Source organism: Ruminiclostridium herbifermentans (genome assembly GCF_005473905.2).
Taxonomy (GTDB): domain Bacteria; phylum Bacillota; class Clostridia; order Acetivibrionales; family DSM-1351; genus Ruminiclostridium; species Ruminiclostridium herbifermentans.
Map to the genome: position 1 here is coordinate 4,293,853 of NZ_CP061336.1, position 23,750 is coordinate 4,317,602.

Sequence of the window (23,750 nt, forward strand, 5' to 3'; positions counted from 1 at the left end):
ATACCACCTTATCTAATAGTTATATTCTTGCTGATTCTTTCTAAATTTGGTCAAGGTTTTTTGTTTCACATATCTTAAATCCTGTATAGAAGGTAGAATTGTGTCTATTAAATTCAAATTATACTTCTTGCAGAAAATGCCCATAAACAGTAAGCCACATGTATTGTATGAAATAACAGACGAAGCTGCTGAGCCTAGTATTCCGAAATGGGGAACTAAAATAAAGTTGAAAATTACATTTGTTATGGTTGATGCAGATAGCACTGCTAAACTAATTTTTTGTCTGCCTGTTGCAATAAACAATGGATAAACCATCTTAAACAGAACCATTCCTAATATTCCAGAAAACAATACAATTGTAACTGAATATGCCTCCACAAACTCTTTACCGAATAATATTAACAGCATTGGTTTTCCAAACAGAGCAATTCCAATAAACATTAATACAGTCAAGACAACATTTATTTTTATGCACATGCAAATATCCTCTATATCATCATTTCTGGCATTCTTTGAAAACAGAACCTCCTTAAATGCATCGGATATTAGCCACCCCTGTTCAGCCAGCACCGCCCCTACGCTATACAATCCAATCTGCTTATAGTCAGTAAATAGTTTTAAAATCAATATATCAACTTTATAATTTAATGTAATCATTAAAAGTGAAAGCATTGAAAAAAAGCCAACACCTATTGATTGTCCAAGTAGCTTTAGGTCAATTAATCTCAGATTAATTTTTATGTTGAATAGAATGAGAACAAAGATAACTTGCAGTGCTGATTTTAAATAAATTAAGCTTAAAATCATATAAATATTTTGCCAGCCTGTGCAGAAGACAATAAATAAGCCCAAAGAATAAACTAGTTCTATATAGATATTTATTCTGTTTCTTAAATTTATATCTTCCACCATTACAATGAAATTAACCTGTTTATTTATAACCATAAAAGGAATTAGAGTAAATATGATAATAAGCTGCTGCTTCTCCTTAAACAAAATACAAAGCACAAAGGATACTATTAGGTATACTATTAACTGAAAAAATACGTTATTTATATACTTAGTTTGTATTAGCGGAATATCCTTTCTTTTAAAAAAAGGATATGATTGGTATATTCCCAAATTCAAAAACATCATAACTAGATTTACTATATTCAGTATATATGCGTATTCTCCTCTTAAAGTAGGTCCTAAGAGCCTATTTATAAATACCATATTCAGTACACCTAAGGCTGCTATTATAACTTTACTTGAAACAGAGTAAAAATACTGATTCTTCAATATATTTTTCAGCATATTTTTTAGCATATTTTCTCATACTCCTTAAACCATTCAACAAAGCTTTGAAGCCCATCTTCTATAGATACCTTTGGTTTAAAGCCTATGTAATCCATTAAATCATCTACATCAGCATATGTAATAGGTACATCTCCTTGCTGCATAGGCAGATATTCTCGTTGTGCCTCTTTATCCATGTATTTTTCCATAAGAGAAATCATATATTCCAGTTCAACAGGCCTATTATTCCCGATATTGAATAGTCTGTAAGGAGCATAGCTTGAAGCAGGGTCTGCAGTTTGCCTATTCCAACTGTCATTAGGCTTTGGAGGTTCCTTTTTGATAAGTCTGACAATCCCTTCAACTATATCATCAATATATGTGAAATCCCTCTGCATCTTTCCATAATTGAATATCTTAATTGGTTTCCCGCTCTTTATAGCTTTGGCAAACAAAAAATATGCCATATCAGGTCTGCCATAAGGTCCGTATACTGTAAAAAAGCGAAGTCCTGTAACTGGCAGATTATAAAGACTTGAATATGCATGAGCCATCAGTTCATTTGACTTCTTAGTTGCTGCATATAGGCTCATTGGATGATCAACATTGTCATGAATGCTGAAAGGTACTTTCTCATTAGCCCCATATACAGAACTTGACGACGCATATATTAAATGTGGAATTTCATAGTGCCTGCAGCATTCCAATATATTCAGAAAACCTACAATGTTAGAATCTATATATGCTCTTGGATTCTCAATGCTGTATCTTACCCCTGCTTGAGCCGCAAGATTTATAACACATTCAAACTGGTTGGCCTTAAAAACCTTTTCTATGGCACTATAGTCTTCTAAATTGCATATATTCATCGAATAATTGTAATTGGATTTTAGCAATTCTGTCCTATACCTCTTTAAATTAACAGAATAGTAGTCATTAAGATTGTCTATTCCCACAACTTTGTATCCTTCTGATAGCAGTCTTTTTGACAGATGCATTCCAATAAAACCTGAGCTTCCTGTAACAAGCACTTTTTTCATATAAATCCCCCATTTATGTTGTTTTAATTTAATCTATTAAGATTAATGGTTCTATTTTTGCTGGATTAAGGCTTTTTTCCCATAAGCTAACGAGAGGTCAGTTTCAACAACATCAATTTTTTCTGTTCTCAGATGGAAGTCCTTTATTGCATAAACTACACCAGCCAAAATCCAAAAGGCTTCAATATAAAAATTATTATTTGTTAGGTTATAAATTAATGTTGATATATATGAAAGAAAAATAAATTCGTATATTGTTCTATTAATTTTTTGCTTATATAAGAGTTTAAATTTTATATAGAGTAAAATAGGACTGAAATATAAAATGCTGTTTACAATTAAACCTATTGCCCCTTGTTCAGCCCATATTTGAAGTATAAAATTATGGACATTTACACTATTTATTTTTTCAATACCAAACCTGCTAAATTCATACCAAAAATCATCATAGCTAAAGGCCATATTACCCAGTCCAATTCCCGTTATTATGTTGTTAAACCCTGTCTTTATAGCAATTAGCCAGATTGCAAAATGATATTTTGAAGAACGTTCCTCAGTATTAAAGGTTTCCAATATTCTCTCTTTTACTTCTGGGAACATACTCAAAAACATATAGCCTACAAAAACTGCCGCTGCCAGAATCGCAACATTTCTAATATGATTCTTACTCATTGCAGATATCAAATGCAAAGTAATAAATATCAATAGACCTGCTCTTGAGTATGTAACTATCATTGTAAATAAATTAGCTACCAGCAATAAACATAACAATACTCTCTTATTGCCAGTCACTTGTCTTATCATATAATTAACCAATAAAGATTGTATTAGTATTAGATTTGCAATAAGTGTTGCATTAAGACCTAATATTCCATTTAGTCTGACTATCTCTTTCCCTGATTCCATTAGGGTGTTTGTGCTGAATAAATTATTGTTAACATATATCATTCCATTCGATAAAATAGTAAAAGATGGAATAATAACCTTACCTGTTATATAACTTACAACACATATAGTAACAAGAAACACATTAGAACAAATAATGCTATTTATTATTTTATTCATAAAATCATGGTCTTTAGCTTTACAATATATTGAATACATCAATATGAACAAATATATATACTGTATCAGTTCTTTTATAGATCTGTTTGTATTGACAGATAATAATCCCGAAATACTAATTGCAAATATGTATAATATAAAAGTCAGCTTTGAGCCTTTATTCAAGCTTAACCTATTTGGCGATGAAATAAGCAGTTCTTTATTTTCAGCTTTCTTTATCATAAATACGCAAAACACCATTAGCCAAAGTACTTGAATCAGCCTGAAATCGGCTATATTAGTTTTGTATACCAATATATTCGAAAATGGAGAGAGAAATATTACTATTAAAATAATGTTGTTAAAACTAATATTGCTTTTCATATCGTTCTCCTAATAGAATAAATTTTGTCATTTTGATTCGCGATAATATCAAATTGCCTATAATCAAAGGTATTATTATCCCAAGTATAAATGCAATAGCTATTGCAGCTGCTATATTTAGTTTAGTAAATTGGTTTAGCCCAGTAACCGTTACTAAAACAATATATGGATTATGTAAATAATATATATAAGAGGTTCTTTTACCTAAGTAGTTGAAAATCCTATATGTCCGGCAATTGTTATATTTTGATAAGTTATATAGAATAAATACTGCCAGTAACGCACAAATCACCTTCAGTCCATATGTAAATATGCTGTTGCTTTTTAAATAAAAAATAAATATAAATGGATATAACGCCATTAAAATTATATTAACTGTTGTATTGGCCTTAATATTTATATCCTTTATAAATATTCCTATATAAACGCCAACTTCATAATAAATCCACATAACTAAAAATCTTTTTAATACAAACAACTCATCTCGTAAATATATATTTGCTATAACTCCCAAAAAAAGCACAGCTACTAGAAAAGCTATATTGAAGCCTTTTTTGGTAATTAAATTATGAAATATATATGATACAATTGAAATGATACATAAAATATAAACAAACCATAATACATTTCCAGTTCGGATATTATATGCAAGTATGTCATAAATCAAATAAATTGGATTGAGTCTTATATTCTCTTGTATTGTGATTATGTTAATACTGTTTAAAAAGTAATAAAATATGTATAAAACAATTGACCAAGCTATATACGGCAAAAATAATTTCCTTATTTGATGAGTACTAAAATTTTTGAGTTTATTAATGCTGTACGGTCTCAAGCCTTGAAGGTAACCGGATACAATAAAAAACAATGGCATATGAAAAGTATAAATAAAATCCTTTAGAATCCTAATGGAATAATATTTTGTCTCAAGTGCTGTTGTAAAGCAATGTCCTAAAACAACTAGAACTATTCCTATTCCTTTTAGAAAGTCTAAATCTTCGTTGTGCTGCATTACTTCCTCCCAAAACGCTATTTTAATATTACTGCTTCATCACTTTTGTATATGTCCTTTCCTGGTCCGGATATTAAATTATCAATTAATCTGACATTTCCACTGTGAATTATAAATCCATTTTGTTCTTCAGTTTTTGTTATTATTTCATTATCCGAACAGACTATATCAACATTTTCCTGACTTTTTTGTATTTCAATTCCGCATAAGCCGTTCTCTTGGGCTAATATTATTTTATTATCACTAATTATGCTTTTTTGATCCTTGCAGGATATGCCTATCTTGCTATCATATATTTCATTCTGATTAGCTATTTCAGAAGAAACTATTCCTCTTAAAGCCCCATCGATAATATTTTCATAGCATTTCCCAAATACAATTCCCCTTCCCAGCTTTCCAATTATCTTATTATTTGTTGAAAAGCTAGCATTATAAATTCCAGTAGAGTTTACAAGGCTATCTACCAAAATAGTGTTGTTATATACCTTTATGTCACTACTATTGGTATTAATATCATTGACATATATTAAAATACATTTATTATCTGAATTCTCACCTACTGTGATTTCATTATTAGAAATGGAAACATTAGAAACTCTATTACTTCTATTAGGTCCGCCTACAGTAATAATAAAATATTTAACTCTTTCTGAGTAAATCCTGTTATTGTCAAATTGCACTTCTTCGACTGTGCCATCATCCTTATTATCGCTTGGAAAAGCTGACAAAACTTTAGCATTTATATCTGAATAATCCTCAAATACTGAGTCTTTAACAGATACTTTCCTAACATGTCCTACACTTGAATATACAGCAACAATTTCATCTCCTGAGTTTTGGACAAATCTGCATCTGGCAATTGATATGTTTTCTGTTACATTCTCTTTTAATTTTTGTTTTGTGGTAAGGTTTCTGACCCAAATACAGCCGCCTGTACTTGCACCTGTCATGTTTTTGAAGGAACAATCGACTATTTTAATATTCTTGCAGCAGCTTAGCAAATTAACTAAAGTCACCATATTTTCGCTGCTTTTATCAGAAATAAATTTGCAATTTTGAATTACGCCCCCTTTTACATTAGCAAGTGTTAATAAATAGTTATAAGGGGTATTTTCACTTTGCTTTACTTCAAACTCAATGCCGTTTATGCTTATATTTTGAGCCGATTCATTATTAAAGCTAAGGCTGTAGCCATCATTTATTATGTAGGACTTTTGTTTTCCTTTTTCAATGAATTTATCAGCTCTGCTATCAAATATAATTTTGCATGCTCCTTCAGGTCCATACAATACTACATTTTTGCCCTTGATACGTATTGGGCTTTTACAAAGATAATTTCCCTTTGGAATATATACTTTACCATCCTCACTAAACTTTTTAATTATGTATTCAGTATTGTCATTTGCTTCATACTTGAAATTCTTATCAGAATAATATTTTTGGTCTTTAGGATTATAAAAATTTGCATTACCTATTTCGTTACTATTTATATTAGTAGATACCTGAATAAATTTTGTTAAAATTAACAAGGCCACTAAAAGCATAAAGATGGGTACAACCAAAGCAGTTCTTTTCGTATTTAACTTGTGGTGCATTTTATAGTACATTCCTTCCTGAGATTGCTATAGTCAATAACAGTAAAAAAGCCTTCGTCCCATATCATCAGCAACGGATAGTACTTAACTTTAGCCAGCCTTCTCACTTTTCAATATACTTTCTTTAATTTGTGTACTTTGGCCAACTACTCTTCTGCCAATTGATTCATAAATAAAATTCTTACCTTCAACTGCTTCTAGGCTAAAACAATTTCTGCCATCAAGCACAATAGGATTTCTCATATAAAATGGAAATTTTGATACATCCATAGTGACTATTTCAGGCCATTCAGTAAGAATAAAGCAAATATCTGCATCTTCAAGGGTTTCTTCAATACAGTTGCAGTATTCAATTTCAGAAGGATATATTTTCTTAAAATTATCCATTCCTATTGGATCAAATACTTTAACTCTTGCTCCATCCTCTAAAAGAATAGGAATGTTTTGAAGGGAAGGCGCCTCTCGAAGATCATCAGTTCCTGGTTTAAAGGTTAACCCTAATATTGCAACTGTTAACCCACGAAAGCTGTCATAATATTTTCTAGCTTTTTTAATTAGCTTTATCTTCTGATTCTCATTTACATCAATAGCAGCTTTTATTGTTTTAAGCTCACAATCATTAAAATTTGCCAACCAGTGTAATGCCTTAGTGTCCTTTGGGAAACATGAGCCGCCATATCCAATACCTGCTTTTAAAAATCGGTTTCCTATTCTAGGGTCATACCCCATTCCTAATGCCACATCCTCAACATTTGCACCAATAAAATCACATAGGTTTGCAATCTCATTAATATAGGAAATTTTTAGGGCTAAAAAATCATTTGAAGCGTACTTAATCATTTCAGCACTTCTTCTGTCTGTAACTACGTATTTTTGCCTAAACCCATCATATACATTTCTAAGAATCCTTTCTGCTTTTGCTGAATTGACTCCCAAAACTATACGAGAAGCATTCATTGTATCGTTAATTGCTGTTCCCTGTGATAAAAATTCAGGATTATTTACAATTTCAAAACGCTTTGTATCATTTTTTTGATTAATAACCCTGTCTAAATTATCACCTGTTCCAACAGGCACAGTAGATTTAATAACTATTGTGCAATCACTTTTTACACATTCAACAACTTGCTGAACAGCATCATAAACATATTTTAAGTTAGCTGAACCATCCTTTTTTTCTGGAGTTCCTACACAAATAAATACTACCTCACTGTCACGGTAAGCCTCTTTATAATCACTGATGAAGCTAAGCCTTTCACTGTTATTAATGACCATTTCTTCTAGCCCAGGCTCAAATATTGGCATTATACGGTCTTGCAGCTTCTTTATTCTGGTTTTGTCAATGTCATAGCAAGTCACTGTATGTCCTATCTCAGCTAAACAAACTCCCGTGACTATACCTACGTATCCAGTTCCAGTTATAGTTATTTTCATTACAGCTCCTCCTTGATGTATAAATTCATTACGCCAATACAGCATTTTTACTAGGCTTTTCATTCTTTTCATTTTTGCATCTAGCATTATACAAATATTTATATGAACTCAAATATTGCTTATAATGCTTTTTACTAACATCATTTATTACAACACCTAATATATTTGCATTTACCTTTTCCAATTTTTCTTTTGATCTCTTAATTGCCTTAAGATTTGATTTTCCTATTTTTGCAACCAAGATAGCAGAATCCACCTTTGTAGAAATTATAACTGCATCAGATATTGTATCAAGGGAAGGAGAATCAAATATTATGTATTCAAATTCTTCCTTTAGCCTTTCAAGCAGAGTATTAAACCTTTCTGAGCATAAATTTCCAATTGGGTTTAGCGCAACACCTCCATTGGGCAAATACTTAAACCCTTCTATGTTTGTATAGCATATTATTTCCTCATACTCAGCATGACCGCTTAGATATTGAGCCAGTCCTAAATTACTTACCCATTTTGGTATTGACACGTAAGTAGTTTCTTTTCTCATGTCTGCATCAACCAGTATAGTTTTTTTTCCCCAAATAGCTAATGTTATTGCAAGGTTTACTGCTATTGAAGTCTTTCCCGCTTTAGGCTCAGAGCTTGTAATAACAATGCTCTTCGAATCTTTATTTTCTTTTCCCAAATGAATATTTCCTGATAGCATTGAATATGCATCTCGTACTGCCTGATTTTCTTGTAAGCATGAATGAAATCTTATGTTTGCCATTGCAAACCTCCTCTATCTAATACTGTATTTAGGAATTGCTCCTATCACTTTTATTTTTAGTACGTCTTCAATATCATCAATATACCTAAGTTTCATGTCAAATAGTTCTCTAATGTAAATAATGAAAAAGGCAATTATTTCAGCTACAAAGAAGCCCATTATTGTTTTCTTAGTTGCCCCATTATCAATTGGTGCTTTGGGAATTTCAGCTTCATTAAGAACACCAATAATATTGCTGTTTGTCATTTCACTTAATTGAGAAATAAATGCTTCAGTTACTGCATTTGAAACATCGGCAGATTTTTTAGCATCATTTGAAACAGCACTTATTGCAATAACACTTGATTCATCTTTGGGCGTTATATTTATCATACTTATCAATTGTTCCTGTGATAATTTATATTCTTCAAGCAGCTTGTTTGCTAAAGAAATAACCTTTTGGCTAGTTAAAACATATTGGTAATCAAAAACCAACTGCCTGCTTATAGAAACATCTTGATAATTAAGTCCTTTTCCGCCATCAGCCGTACTATTTTTACTCATTGCATATATAGTTGTTTCTGCTTTATACATTGGAGTGGCTTTAACAATATTTAAATATGCAGGAATACCTGCTCCAATTACTCCAAATAATATAATTAACCAAAACATTCTCTGTACAGAATTTAAAAATCTACGTATTTCCATTTATATTTCTCCTTTACTCTTTTTATTAACTCAAGTTTTTGCACATAGAACTCTATTTGTGCAGCAGAATAGTCAATGTTTTCTTAGAAAAATAACTTGAAAGTTTAGCAGGTGCTTAAATGCTCCACTCTCGAGTTAAAATCCACATCGTAAAACAGACATTTTATATTATATATAGCTGCGAAGTTTAGATATTAATTATTCAACTTTTGAAGTTAAATAAACCAATTCTTGTTTTCTAAAGCTTTTAGAAAAACTTTTGATAGGATTCCCGCGCCAAAAGGCTTTGTGAATATTGCTTTTTGCAATATTTTTCTGTAAAAAGGCAAAGCTTCACCATTTGGAATAAAATGCTTATTCCAATTCTCTGACTGGTTTAAATCCTATTTAAATTTATCCTGTATGATTAATTTAATATCTTCTTAATCCCATAGTCTAAGATTTAAACCCTATATGACATTCGTCTGCTTGCTTAACGCCGAAACAGTTAAACTAAGCATTAGAAATATTATGCTGGCTGAACCATTGTTATACATAGTTCCACTATTCGTGGTTCTCCCATAAGACTTAGAAATACTTTTACTCTTCCTTTTCTCTTATTCACTGCTTTTATGTAACCCTCTAAACCCATAAGCGGTCCTTCTATAACCTTAATTTTTTCATCCTGAACATACAGCTTTGAGGATCCAATGACTTCATTTTCAGCCATTAATCTGAGTAAAACCCATATTTCGTTTTCATGAATTTCTTGTGGCCCGTTAGTATCCTTGAGAAGCCTGATTACACCTGGAATGTCGCTAATTAAGTTATATGTTCTGTTATTTATTTGACCATTTAGCAGAACATATCCTGGAAAAAGAGGTCTAATCCTCTCTTGCCACTTACCTTCTTTTCTTTCTCTCATTCTTCTCTTTGGTACAAGTGCCTTTAACTCATCATACATTCTAAAGTGAATTCTTTCCTTAACCTTGTCCTCTTCACCCGTGGTAACAAATACTGCATACCATTTTCTTTCATCTTTTGTATCCATTTTTAACCCCAACGGTGGTTAAATTTTTATTTTTATTAAGATTTTGCTTTGTAAAGCCTATTAACCACCTTCTCATCTTTTGTGTAAAAATCATTGTATAAATAGCATTGCGTAATTAACAGTGAAAAACCTCTGCTTTGTAGACGTATACCTCCTCTTTGGCAACATACTCTACCTATGTTTTCAAAAGCACTTACGGTTAGACACTGGAAAATCGCTTGCAATTTGAAATTATACACCGAATCTTTCATTTGTAAATTTAATGCTTTCGCCATTTCCCACACAATAATAAAATTCTTCAACATTTATATTTTTAAAGATATAAAAATTTATTATAAATTCAGTAGTTAGCTGTAACTATTTGATATAAAGAAATTAATAAATTACAAAATTAAAAAACCTTTTAATGGAAATATAAATTAGAGATGCACTTTCAAAATTTAGAACAAGCTCGTAAAAGTGAACTTTTTAAAGACACCAAACATGCATTAATCCTGCCTTTGATTAACTTATGTGATTCAATATCTAATTCAAATACTTAGAAATGTCTATGCAATTTATTTGAATTATAATCCATAATAATTAAATATAAATTCTGTTATTAATTTCACAACCAATTTTTCAAAAAACAAAAAAGAGCAAAAAACAATTAAAATATATTGTCTTTTACTCTTTGAATTATTTACTTCTATTTTCGACAGCACAGCCTTGATGTTCTCCCACATCCAAGAGCTATGTAAAATGGTGACTTTTTAATTTTTTAATACCTCAACTGCTTTTACATAAACAGCATCCTGCGTTTCCTTTAATTTATCCAGCTTTTCATTTAAAAGGTTCTGTGTACAATAGTCCAATACTCCATATCCATAAACCTTATTATCTATTTGGAACTTTGTAATAGCTACAACTGTCTTTTTATCTAGAATATTATCGGGATTATCCACATCATATTTCAAAAGCTTTAAAATGCACTCTGCACTAAATACATCGTTACATTTTGTATTAAGCACGGGCTTAATTGCTACATTAAGGGGCTTTATTTCATTTACCCTAATATTATCTGCACTTATACTGCCTTCCTTAACATAAATATGCGGTTCAATGCCCTTTTGGTCAATACATTCGCCCTTTGGCGTGTAATACATACCCATAGTCATTTTAGCCCAGCCTAGCAGGTCACTATCTAGTGCATATGGAAAAGCAAATGCGTCTACTGTTTTTTCGGCGCTTCCTTTATTTAACCTTTCAAAGGCTTCAGGTGTTAAAATTGGTACAACACTCTGTACTTTAGCCTTTCCATAAGTCTTGTTTCCAAGAATAACTCCTGCATTGGTATCTTTAATTGCTCCTGTCAATATTTCTGAAGCACTTGCAGACTTTTCATTTACTAAAATAGCAAGCTTGTATTTAATAGTTTTCAAATCTGAATAGAATTCCTCATCTTTAAGCTTATCGTCCTTATAATCCAGCTTTGTAATCAAACCTTTTGGTACAAAAAGTTTCCCAACTGCAACGGCCTGATCTAAAAGTCCACCAGGATTATTTCTCAAATCCAACACAACTTTTGTCACTTTTTTACTATCAAAATAACTAAGAGCTTCTTTGATTCCACTATAGGCATTTGCAGAAAACATATCTAGCAAGATATATCCAATATCCCCTCTTATTTCATAACTGACACTTGGAATATCAAGCTTTGCTCTTTTTAGTTCAAATGTAATCTCTCCGCTTACATTCTGTCGCAATATACTAAGCTTTACTTTTGTATCAACTTCACCTGTAATTCTAGCAACAACATCATCAAGCTTTGATTTAACTACAGATATTCCATCTACCTTAGCTATTTTATCTCCATTTAGAATTCCAGCTTTCTGTGCTGGAGATTTTTCAATTACATTGATAACGGTCACATAATCGCCAATTTGTTCGACGGATATTCCCACGCCATGAACTTCACCGCCAAGAGAATTCATAAACTCATCAAATTCCCTCTGACTATAAAAGATTGAATAATTATCTAAAGTGTCAAAAATCTCCTCGACAGTTGGTTTATTTAAATCCTCATCAGTTATGCTACCACTATATTTCTGCTTTATCAGTTTCCTGACACTTTCTAAATAATCATCGTTATATCTCGTTTCTTGTTTCTGAGGCAGTATTTCAACAGCAAATGCAGCAGAACTAACCACTGTAAAGGCCATTGCTATAGACAGCGCTAATGCTGTAATTTTTTTTAAGTTTATCATAATATTTGTCCATAAACCTTTTATATATTAACAATATACAAGAAATAGAATGGACAGTCACCTCCCCATATTCTATTAAAGCAAATAACTAGAAACTAAATGGGGCTGTGTCGGCTACAATACTTGCTCTTTGCCTTCAAGCCCCAATAATTTTATATAATTTAATAGCTCAATATCTTGTCCATATATTCACTTCTAATGTCATTGTTCATATACTCTATATATGCCTTCATCATTTCCGCAGCTTTTGCCTTTGTTACCTTAGACTTTGGATAAATATAACCCTTGGAGTCCTCTTCAATCAAACCTAGTCTCTCTGCAACATACATTGAGGGTCTAGCAAATGATGAAATACTGTCATTATCAGTAAAGCTTGTTACTGGTGCAGGATTTGGAGCTAGGCCATTTAGCCCCAACGAATTTATCATCATTGTAACCGCTTCTTGCATAGTTATTAAATCGCTAGGTCTAAATTGGCTTTTTCCATTACCATAAACTATTCCTCTTTCTGCAGCTTCATTTATAGCCTGGAAAAAAGTATGGTTTGTGGATACATCTGTAAATAAGGATTTAACTTCTACATTCTTTTTATTTGTTGTTGTTTTCTTTTTAGTAACAAATACTGGGTCAACAGGAACTTCCTTTGCAACATTTATAAAAGCATCTATAAACTCAGCTCTGCTCATGTATTCCTGTGGATCAAAGCTTGCTGCTTCATTCTCCTTAAATGCCTCTAATCCAAACATAAGAGAAATACTTTCTTCTGAAGGATGTCCGCTTATTTGTTTTAAGTTTGGAGAAATTAAGCTTATTTGTGTTGGAAAACTCTCAAGCTTTAAGCTGTTTGTATAAGTGTTAACCTTAGTAGTAGGAACCTTATTTTTATCAAGTTCACTTAATTTTGCAGTATATTTCAAAATATTCTCATTTTTTTGTGTTTGTATATAACCACCCTCAACACTTGTTTGTTCAGCAATACTTTCATCATACTTCAGTTCTTTTTTGGTTGTAGTGGATATATCTATGCTTACCTTGCCAATACTTCCAACTGTCTTTCCCGGCTTACGATAGGAAATAGTCTGTTCTAGTTTTTGCGCCTCAGCTGAGCTCCAGTATTCGTCATAGCCAGAATAATTTCCAGATGTCTCTACAACAACAGTATCTGTACTTCTTGCATTTCCAATATGATATGTTTTCTTGCTTCTCAGTGTGCCATTATAATAATTGACTGCAGGCTTCATATCAATAAGATTGGATTTAGACAGCACATAGTCATTTGTACCTGATATTATGTATCTATCACCGCCTAAAGTCACTGTTTCTGTGGCTTTGGACAATGTAGTTGATTCTGTCTTCTGACCATTTGACTTCGGTGTAATTGTTGTAACATATACAAGTGTACGAGTTAGCTTATTATCTCCATTAGCTAAAGAATATGTATACGTTGAAGTTAATGTCTGGGTATTAGTCTTTGTATCATCTTTAAGCTTCTTTGATATTGTCACAGTTCCGCTAAGGATTATAGGCACACCGCTCAAAAAACATGGTTCCTGATAATCATACTCAACTTTGCTGGAGGTAGTAGTGGAAGTAGTTGCAGTGGGCACTTCCCCCGATGATATACCGCCGTCATATCCGCTATCTCCTTGCTTTGCAAATGTCATATCCGGTGCAGTCAGAGATAATAGCATTGTAACTGCTAAACCTAAGCATATGTATTTTTTTACCTTAATTCGTTTTAATAAATTTTGCAAAATAGTCAACCCCCACTTTATATGATTTTTTACTACAATCTTTCTATTCTTCAACTATAACTATATACGCATCTCCAGTTGTGGTATTATCTTTCTTTAGGACTCGTATTTTATCACCTTTTTTAATTTCAGAAGGATTTATTCTCTTATTATTCTTTATTATTAAAGAATTTGTCAAAAGCTTGAAATTACTGTCCTTCATTTCAACCCATAAATGCTTGGTTGCGTCATAATATTTACAATTACGTAATGCTATTGCATCAGCTTGTTTAAGAATACTTCCATCCTCACCTATTGTCTCTCCTGACATGCTTGCCACAACACCTGTTATATTGAAATTACCGTAAGGTGCAGTGCTTATTTCAACTGCGTTTACACCATCACTTAATATGTATATAGTTCTATCATAGAAAGTGCCATCATCATTATAGATGCTAAAGTCACCCTGCCCTATTATACCATCTGTATCAGTAATTCTAGTGTCTGCCGATAAATTAAAGGTTATTGGAGTATTTGCATAGTTCCAGTTTGTACCTTCAAGCCTTGCATAGGATTGTAAAGTGACACTCTTGTACTCATTAATACTGCGAATTCTTCCTCTATATAATTGGATAGCCTCAGCTCCTGGTCTGTCCTCTATTGAAACAATTCCAGCTATTAGCTTTCCTGTTTCAGCGTCCCTGTTAGCCATAACATATGCATAGTCATTAGGTGCCACACTGCCACCCTGTACCAGCCTGCCATTCTTAACAACAATTGTTCCATTATTTATAGCAATATTATCTAAGGATTTTTCAAGTGTAAAACTATTGGAACTTGTAGTATTATATACCTTGTCATTGTATGCAACTTCTTTGTCTGAATTATCAATAAAGCTTGCTGCAACACCATTTTCGCCATTGCCGTAATCCTTTTCGCTGACTACATAGACTGTATTTCCATTCAAATATGTATTTAATGTTGAAATAGTTCTTTCACTTCCGTCGAAATAAGCCTTAAAATTGCTGCCTACATTTATTGTCATAAAAGGATCTGTTGTGTTCTTTATCCATTGACCCTTATAGAGAGTCCATGGATTACTAAGCACAATTTTGTCTGATAAATCATCATAGCCTTCAAATGTTCCCTTATAGACATTTGCTACCAGCTTGTCCCCGCCTTCAATTACTATTTCTTTTAGCACAGTAACATTTGGAGCAACGTTAACTATAAGCTTTACCTTATCACCATTTTGTAATTGGCTTAGCTTTGTAAGCTTTCCTTCCTTAATTACATTTACACCGTTTGTACTATAAATCAGCTGTTTTCCCTTTTCTGTTTCAACTGTAATTGTGTTAATCTTCTTGTTTATTATCTTTCCATAGTATATTGAGTAGTTAGGGACTCCACTGATGGAAGAAATAGCACCGCTATCATCTATCCTAATGAACACCGTATCTCCCGGCTCAATATCACTTAATTCTGCTGGCACATGATTCTTAAAGACCTCTACAGCATTTGGATCAGCATAATTAAAGGTTCTAAGTGTAGATGTCTCTAATGGAGTCTTACCAGTTCCATCTTCATTGTAAAGTGTTATGTATCCAAGCTGAGGATTATTTTCCTCGACTATTCCTGCGACCAAGCCCTGCTCACGTTCCTTTTTAACAGTTATAGGAGTTATTTCAACTATCATATCCTGCTTTAAACCTATAATAACAATGCTTCCGGGTTTTATGTCTGAAACCTCAACCTTTGCCTTAGTCAGCGCATTTATGACACCGTTTGAGTATGATTTATTTTCATATACAATGCTTCCATCAGCATATGTCTGTGGTTTTGGATCTGCAACATCTTGGTTTGGATATTCAATTTCTTGCTTAAGAGGTGTAATATTAATTGTTCTGCCATTACTATTTACACTGTTTACAATAGCTGCCTTATAGCCAATCTCCTTGTTGCTGGAAAGCACACGTGCATACTGCACTGTCATGTCCTCAATGCCAGCAATATATTCAATTCTGTCTCCTACTGCCAAGCTATTAGAATTAGTAATATTTCCGTTTTTGTACACTGGTATTTCTGTACGGGAGGAAACCTGGGCACTTCCCGTAAGTTCATTTGAGGTTGTTGTAGGTTTTTGATACTGAGCTTCTACTGTTATTGTATCAAGAAGTCCGTCTGAATTACGGACATAGTATGTATTATAATCTATTTGATATCCCTTTGAGGTATCTTTTGTTGAACGTTTTTCTTCAATTGTTGCTGTTCTCTTTTCCATATTGCGAAGTGGTAAAATCACATGCTCAGCGTTCTTTAAGATTCTAGCAACCTGTGACCGTGTAACGGCCTGATTTGGATTAAAGTTTCCTCTGCCGTCGCCACTCATAATATTATTTTCAAGTATAGCTTCTATGTAGGGTACATTTTCTGCCTTTGCACTTTTCCAGTCTGCAAAGCTGTTGAACAATTCCTGTTGGTTATATACAGGTAACAGCATCAGCGCCTTTGCAAGCCATGTAGCAAACTCCTGTCTCGTTACAGCTGAGCTTCTTTTAAAAGCTGAAGCCTCCAAGCTTGTCTGATCTGTTTGCATTGCATCGGCCAAATCTTGTAAGCTAATCAATCCCTCATTTGCTGCTAACTGGAGACTTCCATCATATAGAACTGACTGAAGGCTGGTCTTTTTCTGTGCAGCAGGTCTGGAATCATTTAGTGTCTGTCCTTGTGTTGTAATATCCTGAGCTCTGTTTGCTGCCATATACACCAGATAAAGTGCCATTTCCTTTGAAATAGAGCCATTAGGGTTAAATACCGTGCTCCCTAATGATGGGAATATTCCAAGAGCACCATTTTGGTATATAGCATCCTTAAGGTCATAGCCAGCTTTGCTGATATCTGTATATTTCAAATTACTAATAACTGCTTGACCATTTTTTGAAGCATTATAAGCATTTGATACCTGTTCATCTGCTACAGCAGCACTCACTAAACCTGTCTGAAAAATCAGTACTGAACTGAGCACTACTGCAATAGTTTTTGACAGCCTTTGAGAATTTTTTTTGTTGCTTATATTTTGGTCTGAATATTTAATTTTTTGTTTGAAAAATTTTAAAAAAGTCATATATTTAGCCCCTATTATTAATATAGTAATTTTTTATCGCACCAAGCTTTAAAATAAAATTTTTTGACTATAGAAAATTTTATTAGTATCAGCGGCGCGTAAGCGAGGCTGGAGATTTCAAAACATTTTAAAATCAAAGCGGTTCCCACTGCTTATAGAAGCTGGGGATATGTACTTGCCTCGTTATACTTTTCTTGTTTATATTATCGGCTTATTTTATAGATTTTTGTGTTAAAGTTTCATTACAAAATGAGAAGTTTTATAGTATATTCGTTTTCGAGTCAATTTTTATATCTTAAACTCCTATCTGTCTAGATTTTGTATAAATTGCGCTTATTTAATATATAACATTTGAAAAATATCAATTATTTTCTATAAAAGTCTTCTACTATGTTACAAATTATATACTATTTCTATAGTAATATGTATATGCTTAATAGATACAAATACTGGAAATGTTTATATAGCCTATGTTCGAAATTATGATATTCTATCTTCAATAAATTTTTATATTAATTAATATGTTCTACACATAAAACTTCATCTTTCATTGTAAAGAAAAATTAGCCCTCTTTTTTCTACAGCATTTATTAAATTACTTAAATTATATATTTCTCTTATTATATTACAATTAACTTATCAAAATCAAAGTCTTAAGCAGAACACCCCCACTCCTTTTATTTCCATAAAAAGTATGTGATAATTATTATAAGTTGAGCCTTGCTCAAGTTTACCAATGGCTTGTTGTCTAGTAATTAATTTAACTTTCCCATTTAAAAATCGCAGGTATTAAACTTATCAATGGAAAGTTGGATTAGAAATATTTGCATGAATTAGTTGCGTGAAAAAAGCTTGCGTTTTTTGAGACTCGAAATCGCACCATGTAAGTAAACTATACTTTCGATTTGTTTTGGCAACAAACCATTGATAAGCTTGAACATCAACAGATTTTTGAGTTAGAAAAATAATAAAGCTAACTAATTAAAATTAATCAAGGAGATGTTTTTCATGAGTGTTGAGAAATTGTCCAAAGTCTTAGAATCCAGTGATAACATTGTATTTTTCGGTGGCGCTGGAATGAGCACAGAATCTGGTATTGCTGATTTTCGTTCACAGAATGGACTTTATAAAACCTCCACTGGTTACGAGTATCCAGCCGAAACAATGCTTTCACACAGTTTTTTTGTCTCTCATACCAATGATTTTTATAGATTTTATAAAGAGAAAATGATTTTTAAGGATGCAAAACCCAATGCTGGTCATATTGCATTAGCTAGGCTTGAGAGCATGAGTAAATTAAAAGCCGTTATAACTCAGAATATTGATGGTTTGCATCAGCTTGGAGGAAGTAAAAATGTTTTTGAACTACATGGTTCTGTGCATAGGAACTATTGCATTGGCTGCCATGCTTTTTATGATTTAGATGCTATTATTAATTCTGATGATATAGTTCCTCTATGTTCCCATTGTGGAGGCATAATTAAGCCTGATGTTGTATTATATGAAGAACCACTGGACGATAATATTGTAAATGGCGCAGTAAATGCTATTAAAAACGCTGATGTCCTTATAGTTGGAGGAACATCATTAGTAGTTTATCCTGCAGCTGGACTTATAAATTATTTTGGAGGCGAAAATCTTATTTTAATAAACAAAAGCACTACCCAATATGACTCAAAAGCTGATTTAGTAATTCACGATTCTATTGGAAAGGTTTTAAGTACTGCTGTTAATATGCTGTAAATCAATTAAACATTTTGCTATATTTCTTCCATTTTCTCAATCCAAAGACAATTGAAACAGCACAAAATAACGTAATACTAACTATGATATTTGATATAAACTGTCTATATGTAAAATTCCCATTTATCAGAACTCTCAATATTGGGATAAAAATCCCCAATGGTATAGAGACCGTTATTATCCAATGAAACAATAAATATTTAAATTTGCCTTGCTCCTTTATTTTTGTCCACTGTTCTTGTGTAATATCAGTTTTCATTCAAAGCACCATCCATATAGTTTTATTTACATAAAATTCTACTATAGTTTATCTATTATATCAATTCTAATCAGTAAAGGCCTCTTTCCTAGTCTTTAGCTGCCAATCAATACTTTACTCATTTTAAATATCATCTTTTGCTGCCCAATCAAAACTTAATTTATTGAAAATATGCTCTTTTGCTGGCAAAAAAGCAATCAGGTATTATTTTTACAGCAAACTACGAGACTATTTTAATCCCAGCATACAAAGTATATGCGAAATTTATATCCAAAATTTATATCCTAAACAAATTTTTAATTTGGAAACATAGCATATTCATTGTATATTTTTTGCACGAATTTATCAAAAAGCACATAGGATGTAATAGCCTGTATTCTATATTAGGTTTTAAATTTACGCGACTCAACTTTCACAGTTGAATTGGAGGTGTGAGAGTTTATCAATGAAATGTTGAGTTAAATAATATTTAATCTATAAGGATTGAAGTAATTCCAGGCAAATAAAACTCAATAAAGGAGGAGTAATTAGTGCCTATTAATTTATTTTCCAAGGCATTTCATTCATCTGATAGAATAAGGTCCGCTGATAAAATTACTAATGTTAAAGAATTCGGTGCAGTTGGCAACGGAATTATAGATGATTCTACCTCCATTCAAAACGCTATAGATCATACAGCTTCTATTGGCGGAGGCACAGTATTTTTTCCCAATGGAACTTATTTGGTAAAAAACAATATTATACTTAGAAATAAAGTAAATCTTTTAGGCATCAAGGGTAGCAGTCAATTAATATTTGACGATACCTTCGTTGGTACAAAACCAAATAATCCAAATAAAGTTTATCATCCAGCTATGTGGAATGAACATAATCAACGCACGTATAACCAAGCTACAGCAGATAGTTTTGCTATACGTGATTTAATTTTTGCCAAGTCCACTACAAATGCTGATTTAAAAGTAATAATTTTTCTCTCCAATACAAATGGTGTATTTATTGAAGGATGCCAATTTGATATGTCAGGAACTGTAGATTCCCTTGCATTATATGTATTTTCCTGCAATTATAATCTGACACTTCAAAATAACACATTTACTAATCTAACTGGCACTGATAAGGGCGGTGGTGTTTGGATTTGTAATCTTACCGATAAGCCTAATGAAATTAACAAAACCTATAATATAAACATTAATAATAATGATTTTATTATTAATAGCGGCGATGAAACCTTGGGGCTATACGGAAGAGATGGCATTGTCAAATCAGTAAATATAACTAATAATAAATTTTTCACCTTAAAAAGTACGACTGCCGCTCAGTCTAAGGTGCTTGCCATATTTGGAAGGACCTATAACACAGGAATAGAGGGTGCAGGAGTTGAAGATGTTATTGTTAGCAATAATATTTTCGAAATAGAAGAAATTGAAGCTGGTGTAATTACTATAGGTGGTACAGTTTCAAACACAGATATAATTAAAAACATATTAATATCTTCAAATATTATTAAGTTTAAAACAGAAATAACCAATTCCCTTGCAGTTGGTATATTAGGAAATGATTTAGGAATTGCAGAAAACATAAAGGTATGTAATAATCTTATTTCTAATACTGGAGAAAAACCGTTTAAATTTGGCATTTATAAAATGTGGGACGTAGAAGGAAATGAAGTAAACGGACTATATTCCCAAGCAAATATTGCAGATTGTAAAAATGTATTTAATAATAATTTATACGGAAATACATACTCAGGCGGTTCAGCAATTAGAAATTCATCCTTTTTGAGCAATAATATTATCAAAAATTGCTTAAGAGGAATATTAATTAATAAAGTAGGTACTTATACCATCCAAAATAATAAAATCTATCTTCCTGATGATCCTTCAGCAATAGGAATTCAAATAGCAACTGCACCATCTAAAGATATTATCACAGATAATATAATAAACACTACCCATCCGAGTTCAGTTGCTTTTTATTTCTCTATAGGCACAATAACCTTGCTTAATAATATGAAATTTGGTAATGGAAGATATCTAGATGGACGTGTAATACTAGCGTTATCACAAGGTAACAGAATAGATGATTTTGGGTTTGATACCTTCTATCCAGGGAGAATTATTGATAACGAAATTCAAGATGCTTTACCTGTGGGACATATATGCTGGGATTCTACAGAATCTCCTGTTACAGGCTGGAAGAAGATAGCCTTAGGCAATGGTGCAAATAAATGGCAGCAGGTCAATTTATAGCTTGAACTGGTTTTTATATTTATCAACTAAAATTAATAACTCAATTTTTCAGAATTACACTTATTGGTGCTAAACTTATATCTGGAAAAGTTGAGTTTTTTATTTCTATGCATTTTTCATTCTCTCCTATCGCTTCAACAAATAAGCAAATTATAACCATAATGTTACTATCGTTCAGCAACTAATAAGCAGATTAATTTATAACATTTTAGTTCACATCATTTAGGTCTGCTAATATTTGTGTTATTAACTATTCATATAAAATTCCGATAATATACATGTATTTAAATTTTTTAAAACTTACTAATTTGTTAATTTACGTATTATTTGTAATATTATATAATATTAATGTAATCTATGTAAATAATTAGATAATTTTAACATATTTGTACATTAAACGCCACATCATAAAGGAGGACTATATGAAAATCAAGTTAAAGCTAGTTTTATCTTACACCTCTATTTTGCTTCTTTTTGCACTTGCTATTTCCCTCGTTGTCTACATTAAAGTACCAAGTGCTATTACAAAAAATTTTCAAAAAAGTATACAATCCAATGCAGAACTTTCTCTTGCACTTTTCGATAGAAATGTACCTGGGGAATGGAATATCAAGGACAATATTCTCTATAAAGGGAATCAAAAGATCAATGATTCTACAGAATTAGTTGATTCCATAACTGAAAGTAGTGGATATTTAGCTACAATATTTATGATGGATACTCGTGTTTCAACAAGTGTTCTGTTGAGTGATGGAACGAGAGCAGTAGGAACAAAAGCATCCGATGCAGTTATTAATACTGTACTTAAGGAAGGCAAAGACTATCATGGTGAAGCATTAGTAGCCGATAAAAAGGCTTTTACATTTTACACCCCACTAAAAAATGATAATGGTGAAATAGTAGGCATGTGGTTTTCTGGCATTGAAAAAACTACTGTTGACAATCAAATCCTGGGAATTGTAGTTACAATTAGTTTTGTAATATTTGTAGGACTGATTATTGGTGCACTAATTGCCTACCTTATTGGTAGTAGACTGTCAAAGTTTATAATCGAAATAAATACCCATTTAAATAAGTTTTCAGAGGGTGATTTTAGTAGTAAAATTTCTGAAGATGCTCAAAAACAAACAAGCGAGATAGGACAAATTTCCAGAGCCACAAATACTGTACAGGAATCTATCAGAAATATTATTATGACTATTATCAAAGAGTCAACTAATATTGATAATTCCTTAGAACAGACCAACAAAAGCATTTCATCTTTGAATGGAAATATTGAAGATGTCTCTGCTACTACAGAGCAGCTATCCGCCTGTATGCAGCAAACAGCATCAACCATGCAAGAGATGAATGCAACCTCAACAGAAATTGAAGCAGCAGTAGAAAATATCGCTAAAAAGGCACAAGAAACCTCTTTTGCCGCTAAGGATATTAGTACACGAGCAATAACATTAAAAACAGCAGCTAAAGAATCAAAAGACCATGCTTATAATATTTATAGGACAACTAATCTAGAACTGACAACGGCTATTGAGCAGGCAAAATCTATTGAACAAATTAATCATCTGTCAGATGCTATTATGCTACTCACTTCACAAACCAACCTATTAGCGTTAAACGCAGCTATTGAAGCGTCACGTGCTGGAGAATCTGGCAGAGGCTTTGCTGTAGTTGCTGACGAAATAAGAAAGCTGGCTGAAGATTCAAAGAAAACAGTCAGTGAAATACAAGGAGTTACCAAAAATGTATTTGATGCAGTTGAAAACCTAGTATCATGTTCACAAAAGATATTAGCCTTTATTGAAGACACAGTAATCAATGACTATAATAGTCAGGTTGATTCAAGTGAGCAATATAGTAACGATGCAGTGAGAATAGATAATTTAGTTATGGATTTCCGTTATACTTCTGAGGAACTCTTATTATCAATAAGTAATATGGTAAAGGCAATAAATGAAGTTACTATTTCAGCAAACGAAAGTGCTGAAGGTGCATCAAACATAGCGACACGTGCTTCAGATATAATTAATGAAAGTTCTGAGGTTCTCAGGCTATCTGAGAACTCAAAGAAGTCTTCAGACAATCTTAAAAATTATGTTTTGAAATTTAAAATATAGAATAAAAATCAG

General features: G+C 32.2%; 15 protein-coding genes. 3 read left to right on the forward strand and 12 right to left on the reverse strand.

Annotated features, from left to right (window positions below; genetic code table 11):
• Positions 1-12: 12 nt before the first annotated feature.
• The 12 genes from EHE19_RS17515 to EHE19_RS17570 all read right to left on the reverse strand — a co-directional run bounded on the left by EHE19_RS17515 (position 13) and on the right by EHE19_RS17570 (position 17,370).
• Positions 13-1,308: an oligosaccharide flippase family protein gene (locus tag EHE19_RS17515; RefSeq protein ID WP_137697390.1), complete on the reverse strand. Its 1,296-nt coding sequence runs from the start codon at positions 1,306-1,308 to the stop codon at positions 13-15.
• Positions 1,302-2,318, reverse strand: a complete 1,017-nt coding sequence (locus EHE19_RS17520; RefSeq protein WP_137697391.1) for an NAD-dependent epimerase — start codon at positions 2,316-2,318, stop codon at positions 1,302-1,304. Before EHE19_RS17520 ends, EHE19_RS17515 begins: the two co-directional genes overlap by 7 nt.
• A 51-nt stretch (positions 2,319-2,369) precedes the next feature.
• The gene (locus EHE19_RS17525; RefSeq protein WP_137697392.1) at positions 2,370-3,746 is read right to left on the reverse strand and encodes an O-antigen ligase family protein; all 1,377 of its coding nucleotides are present in this window, start codon (positions 3,744-3,746) and stop codon (positions 2,370-2,372) included.
• Entirely contained in the window at positions 3,730-4,758 is a 1,029-nt protein-coding gene (locus EHE19_RS17530) for an acyltransferase family protein (protein ID WP_137697393.1), read from the reverse strand. The genes EHE19_RS17525 and EHE19_RS17530 overlap by 17 nt, the downstream gene beginning before the upstream one ends.
• 17 nt (positions 4,759-4,775) lie before the next feature.
• Positions 4,776-6,365 (reverse strand): glycoside hydrolase family protein, encoded by a 1,590-nt coding sequence (locus EHE19_RS17535; protein WP_137697394.1) that lies wholly within the window; start codon positions 6,363-6,365, stop codon positions 4,776-4,778.
• Positions 6,366-6,443: 78 nt separating this feature from the next.
• The gene (locus tag EHE19_RS17540) at positions 6,444-7,787 is read right to left on the reverse strand and encodes a UDP-glucose dehydrogenase family protein (RefSeq protein WP_137697395.1); all 1,344 of its coding nucleotides are present in this window, start codon (positions 7,785-7,787) and stop codon (positions 6,444-6,446) included.
• 28 nt (positions 7,788-7,815) lie between these two features.
• Positions 7,816-8,550 (reverse strand): CpsD/CapB family tyrosine-protein kinase, encoded by a 735-nt coding sequence (locus EHE19_RS17545; RefSeq protein WP_137697396.1) that lies wholly within the window; start codon positions 8,548-8,550, stop codon positions 7,816-7,818.
• Between the two features lie 12 nt (positions 8,551-8,562).
• A complete protein-coding gene (locus EHE19_RS17550) occupies positions 8,563-9,237 on the reverse strand; it encodes a YveK family protein (RefSeq protein WP_137697397.1) in 675 nt (224 codons plus the stop codon).
• A 508-nt stretch (positions 9,238-9,745) separates the two neighbouring features.
• Positions 9,746-10,267, reverse strand: coding sequence for an antiterminator LoaP (gene loaP / locus EHE19_RS17555; RefSeq protein ID WP_137697398.1), 522 nt, complete (start codon positions 10,265-10,267; stop codon positions 9,746-9,748).
• 752 nt (positions 10,268-11,019) lie between these two features.
• Positions 11,020-12,513, reverse strand: a complete 1,494-nt coding sequence (locus EHE19_RS17560; RefSeq protein WP_137697399.1) for a S41 family peptidase — start codon at positions 12,511-12,513, stop codon at positions 11,020-11,022.
• Between the two features lie 161 nt (positions 12,514-12,674).
• Entirely contained in the window at positions 12,675-14,267 is a 1,593-nt protein-coding gene (locus tag EHE19_RS17565) for an S-layer homology domain-containing protein (protein ID WP_137697400.1), read from the reverse strand.
• 43 nt (positions 14,268-14,310) lie between these two features.
• A complete protein-coding gene (locus tag EHE19_RS17570) occupies positions 14,311-17,370 on the reverse strand; it encodes an S-layer homology domain-containing protein (protein ID WP_137697401.1) in 3,060 nt (1,019 codons plus the stop codon).
• 1,008 nt (positions 17,371-18,378) lie between these two features.
• On the opposite strand from EHE19_RS17570, the gene EHE19_RS17575 reads away from it, so the two are divergent.
• The 3 genes from EHE19_RS17575 (at position 18,379) to EHE19_RS17585 (ending at position 23,738) form a co-directional block, all read left to right on the forward strand.
• Entirely contained in the window at positions 18,379-19,113 is a 735-nt protein-coding gene (locus tag EHE19_RS17575) for an NAD-dependent protein deacylase (RefSeq protein WP_137697402.1), read from the forward strand.
• A 789-nt stretch (positions 19,114-19,902) separates the two neighbouring features.
• Positions 19,903-21,621 (forward strand): glycosyl hydrolase family 28-related protein, encoded by a 1,719-nt coding sequence (locus EHE19_RS17580; RefSeq protein ID WP_137697403.1) that lies wholly within the window; start codon positions 19,903-19,905, stop codon positions 21,619-21,621.
• A 422-nt stretch (positions 21,622-22,043) separates the two neighbouring features.
• Entirely contained in the window at positions 22,044-23,738 is a 1,695-nt protein-coding gene (locus EHE19_RS17585) for a methyl-accepting chemotaxis protein (protein WP_137697404.1), read from the forward strand.
• Positions 23,739-23,750: the final 12 nt, after the last annotated feature.